Raw genomic sequence first — 4173 nt, forward strand, 5'->3', positions numbered from 1 at the left:
AAAAGCGGCCTATCCCAGCGTGCCTTTTGCGGCCCATCAAGGATGACGGAGTTATCACTCTCGGTTTTTAATTCAAGGAGGAAAACACTATGGAATCCGTGCAACAGCCCAACGAACTCGGTGAGCGCTTCACCATGTCATGGACGGCCTATGTGCGCCCCATCATCATCTTTCTGGTCATGGTCGTGATTGGTTTGGCCCTGACCGGTATTCGCGATTGGCTGGGGGCCATCTTCCTCCTGTTCTGGCTGGCCGTCTGTGTCGTCCAGATACTGACGATTCGTAGTATCGTTCTCTATACAGACGCCGAGGGCGTTTGGGTCTATCGCGGTATATTCCCCTGGTCGAAGGGTGTAGTGGCATAGTGAATCTGGCCACCTGGTTTTGGGTGTATGATAACTCCCATAGACAGTCAGGTGCAGATGATGACGAAGAAGAGAACGTTCAGCCCGGAACTCCGCTTGGAGGCGGCCCAGCTCGTGGTCGATCAGGGCTACACGCTGAAGGCGGCGTGTGAGGCGATGGGTGTTGGCAAATCGACCATGGAGTATTGGGTACGCAGACTTCGAGCTGAACGGGCAGGCAAGGCACCGGTGAAAGGTGAGGCTCTGACGCCAGAGCAGCGCGAGATTCAGGAGCTGAAACGCAAGCTGCGGCGGGTGGAGGAGGAGAAGGCAATATTAAAAAAGGCTACCGCTCTCTTGATGTCGGACTCCCTGAACAGTTCTCGATAATCGAGCGACTTGAAGAGAGCTATGCGGTGCAGCACTTGTGTCAGGTGTTTGGGGTGCACCGCAATAGCTACCGGGCCTGGCGTGACCGGGATAGAAAGCCCTGTGAGGTGGAGCAGAAGCTGCTGGATCAGGTTGTCGAAGCGCATACTGTCAGCAACGGGTCTGCCGGCGCTCGCAGCATCGCCAAAATGGTCACGCAGGCTGGCACGCCGCTGAGTCGTTACCGGGCCAGCAGGCGGATGAAGCAGCTGGGGCTGGTGAGCACACAGCCGCCAAGCCATGCCTACAAGAAGGCTGATCAGCCGCATTTGGATATCCCGAGCCTTCTCGATCGCAAGTTCGATGTCGAGGAGCCAAATCAGGTATGGAGTGGCGACATCACCTATATTTGGACAGGGGCGCGCTGGGCTTATCTGGCGGTGGTCATCGACTTATATGCGCGTAAACCCGTAGGTTGGGCGTTGTCCTTTTCTCCGAATACGGAGCTGGTGAAGAAGGCGTTAACCATGGCCTACGAGTCGCGTGGAGAGCCGCCGGTCCTCCTGTTTCATTCAGACCAAGGCTGCCAGTACACCAGCCTGGCATTCCGACAGATGCTCTGGCGCTACCAGATGGTGCAGAGTCTCAGTCGCCGTGGTAATTGCTGGGATACTCAGTCTAGTTTCTTTATTGAGCATGCGGGCTCGGCCTGACCCGTGCTGGGATTGGCATAATGCCTTGGCGTTGACCTGTCGGCCGAGCCTTCGTGCTCATCTGGCGCGCCAGGCCTGCCGTCTGTGACCTAATAGGAGCTTTGTCCTGCACCGTGAGTGTCCTGTCCTTCGGCATGTTTGGTAGCAAAGTTGGCTGAGCATGCGGAGGAAGTGGCAATGGCGAAGGTAGAGGAGCTAGTTGAGGTGGTATTGGGGGTCGACACGCACCTGGACGTTCATGTCGGTGTCGTCATCGACCCAGCGGGACGTGTGCTCGGCACCCGCTCAATCGAAACCTGTACCGACGGCTATCAGGCTCTCCTTGAATGGGCACACTCATTTGGTTTCCTCTTGCGTGCCGGGATCGAGGGCACCGGAACATATGGCGCGGGACTTGCCCGTCATATTCAGGAGGCAGGCATCGAGGTGCTCGAAGTCAATCGGCCGGATCGCGCTCGCCGGCGTCGCCGGGGTAAGAGCGACCCCACCGACGCTGAGAACGCCGCTCGTGCCGCGCTCTCTGGCGAGGCTAGCGCACGCCCGAAGGCACAGTCTGGAGTCGTCGAGGCGATGCGCGCCGTCAATGTCGCCCGCCGCAGCGCGGTGAAGGCGAGAACGCAGGCGCTTAACCAACTGCGTGGCCTGCTGGTGAGCGCCCCGCAGACACTGCGTGAGCAGTTGCTTAACCCAAAAGCGGCGGCGTGTGTAGCCGCTTGCCTGGAGCTAGAGACAGAGGATGATTCGGTGCTGCTCCAGACCCTGAAATCGACTCTGCGACTACTTGCCCGACGTTGGCAGTGAAGTGGACCCCATTCACTGGACCACCTGACAGGCGAGCTAAGCTCTGACCGGATTGTCATCAGGCGTCAGGCCGCCTGGGTCAGGGGTTGATCGAAGTACACCTCATCGGGGGTTGCATCGTCCAGCCCTTGGTGTGGCCGCTCCTTGTTGAACCAAGTGAAGTAACGCTTCAGCTCCCCACGCAGGTGAGCACCATCTTCGAAGGCCTTCAGGTAGACGCACTCGTACTTCACGCTGCGCCAGAGCCGCTCCACGAAGATGTTGTCCTGGTAACAGCCCTTGCCGTCCATGCTGATCCGAACATCATGGGCCTTCAACACCTCGGTGAAGGCCTCGCTGGTGAACTGGCAGCCCTGATCGGAGTTGAAGATCTCGGGCGGCCCGTAGCGCGCCAGGGCATCTTCCAGAGCGTCGATGCAGAAGTCCGCATCCAGAGTATTCGATACTCGCCAAGCCAGCACACGGCGACTGTACCAGTCCATGATGGCCACCAGGTACATGAACCCACGTGCCATGGGGATATAGGTCACATCGGTCGCCCACACCTGATTGGGGCGGTCGATGACCCGTCCCCGCAGCAGGTAGGGGTAGATTCGATGCCCCTCACCTTGACGGCTGGCGCACGGCTTGGGATACACCGCCTTTAGCCCCATCTGGCGCATCAGTCGCTGGACGCGCTTGCGGTTCACCGGGTGGCCCAGACGATTGAGATTGACCGTCATCCGACGAGAGCCATAGACCGGCGTGCGCAGGTGTTCCTCGTCGATCAGGCGCATCAGCTCCAGGTCGTAAACTCGCAGGCCCTGGCGCCGATAGTACACCGAGGAGCGACTGATACCGAGCAACTGGCACTGGCGTCGGAGGCTGATGTCGGGGGCCTGCGGCTCGACCAAAGCCAGGCGCTGAGCCCGGCTCAACGACCGAGCCTGCGTGATAAAAAATCGCGTTCCACCGTCAGCTTGCCGATCTCACGGTAGAGCGTGTCGATCTCCTCCTGGGTCTTCTGGGCCGCCTTGCCGTCGCCCTTGCTCTCGAAGACCCCGTTGGCGTTCTCCAGCAACTCGCGCTTCCACTGGCTCACCATAGTTGGATGGATCTCGAAGCGGGCAGCGATTTCCGACGTGGTCTGATCGTCCTTGAGGGCGGCGAGGGCCACCTTGGCCTTGAAGTCGGCGCTGTATTGCCTGCGTTTCCTGCTCATGATCAGGTTCTCCTGTCAGAATGATCAGAGCTTAGCACCTGGTCCGAATTTCGGGGTCCACTTCACAGGCGCTGACCAAGGAGCTTCGTGAGCTAGATGCTGCGCTGGACCGGCTCGCGCAGCAAGCCGCTCCAAGCTTGGTCACCCGTTTTAGTGTCGGCGCACAGACAGCGGCGACACTACTGGTGACCGCAGGTGACAACCCCGAGCGTCTTCGAAATGATGCAGCCCTTGCCGCACTCTGTGGGGTAAGTCCGCTTGAAGCCTCTTCGGGCAAGGTCATTCGCCATCGGCTCAACCGTGGCGGCGACCGACAAGCGAATAATGCGCTTTGGACAATTGCCATGGTGCGTATGCGCAGCGAACCACGCACGCGCGCCTACGTTGAGCGGCGCACACAGGAGGGACGCTCAACGAAGGAGATCCACCGCTGTCTCAAGCGCTACATCGTGCGCGAACTCTACCCTTTGATCATCAAGGATTTACAGGCCGCCAGCGTCGTGCCTTGACATAGGAGCGTCAACGCCCCGACAGAACGCTTCTTCAGGAGCTTGAAGTCGGAATGGATGCCAGTGATTGGCTATCCCGGTGTTGCTGCGGCGAAGCAGTCTGTCACTGATTACATGATCGGTTACTACAGCAGTCTTAGACCGCATAAGCATAACGATGGGCTACCGCCGAATGTAGCAGAAAAGAACTACTGGAATGCTCAAAACTCAATGGCCAAAAACGCTTGACCACTACA

General features: G+C 58.9%; 4 protein-coding genes and 2 pseudogenes. 5 read left to right on the forward strand and 1 reads right to left on the reverse strand.

What is annotated here, in order from left to right; genetic code table 11:
• Positions 1 to 89: 89 nt before the first annotated feature.
• From HHA01_RS14480 to HHA01_RS14495, 3 genes and pseudogenes are all read left to right on the forward strand, one after another.
• Positions 90 to 365: a hypothetical protein gene (locus HHA01_RS14480; RefSeq protein ID WP_141321971.1), complete on the forward strand. Its 276-nt coding sequence runs from the start codon at positions 90 to 92 to the stop codon at positions 363 to 365.
• 57 nt (positions 366 to 422) lie between these two features.
• Positions 423 to 1384 (forward strand): annotated as a pseudogene (locus tag HHA01_RS14490) (IS3 family transposase); the annotation flags it as partial.
• 219 nt (positions 1385 to 1603) lie between these two features.
• A complete protein-coding gene (locus HHA01_RS14495) occupies positions 1604 to 2227 on the forward strand; it encodes an IS110 family transposase (protein WP_141321979.1) in 624 nt (207 codons plus the stop codon).
• A gap of 65 nt (positions 2228 to 2292) precedes the next feature.
• On the opposite strand, the gene HHA01_RS14500 is transcribed toward HHA01_RS14495, so the two are convergent.
• Positions 2293 to 3428 (reverse strand): IS3 family transposase gene (locus HHA01_RS14500; protein WP_373862954.1). Its coding sequence is split into 2 segments (ribosomal slippage): positions 2293 to 3152 and positions 3152 to 3428, totalling 1137 coding nucleotides; the frame shifts between segments, so codons are not numbered across the junction.
• Between the two features lie 137 nt (positions 3429 to 3565).
• Here HHA01_RS14500 and HHA01_RS14505 point away from each other — a divergent pair.
• Together HHA01_RS14505 and HHA01_RS14985 are read left to right on the forward strand one after the other, a co-directional pair.
• Positions 3566 to 3937, forward strand: coding sequence for a transposase (locus HHA01_RS14505; protein WP_281285709.1), 372 nt, complete (start codon positions 3566 to 3568; stop codon positions 3935 to 3937).
• A 12-nt stretch (positions 3938 to 3949) separates the two neighbouring features.
• Positions 3950 to 4165, forward strand: a pseudogene (locus tag HHA01_RS14985) (IS3 family transposase); the annotation flags it as partial.
• Positions 4166 to 4173: the final 8 nt, after the last annotated feature.

It is taken from the genome of Halomonas halmophila (assembly GCF_006540005.1).
GTDB classification, from domain to species: Bacteria; Pseudomonadota; Gammaproteobacteria; order Pseudomonadales; family Halomonadaceae; genus Halomonas; species Halomonas halmophila.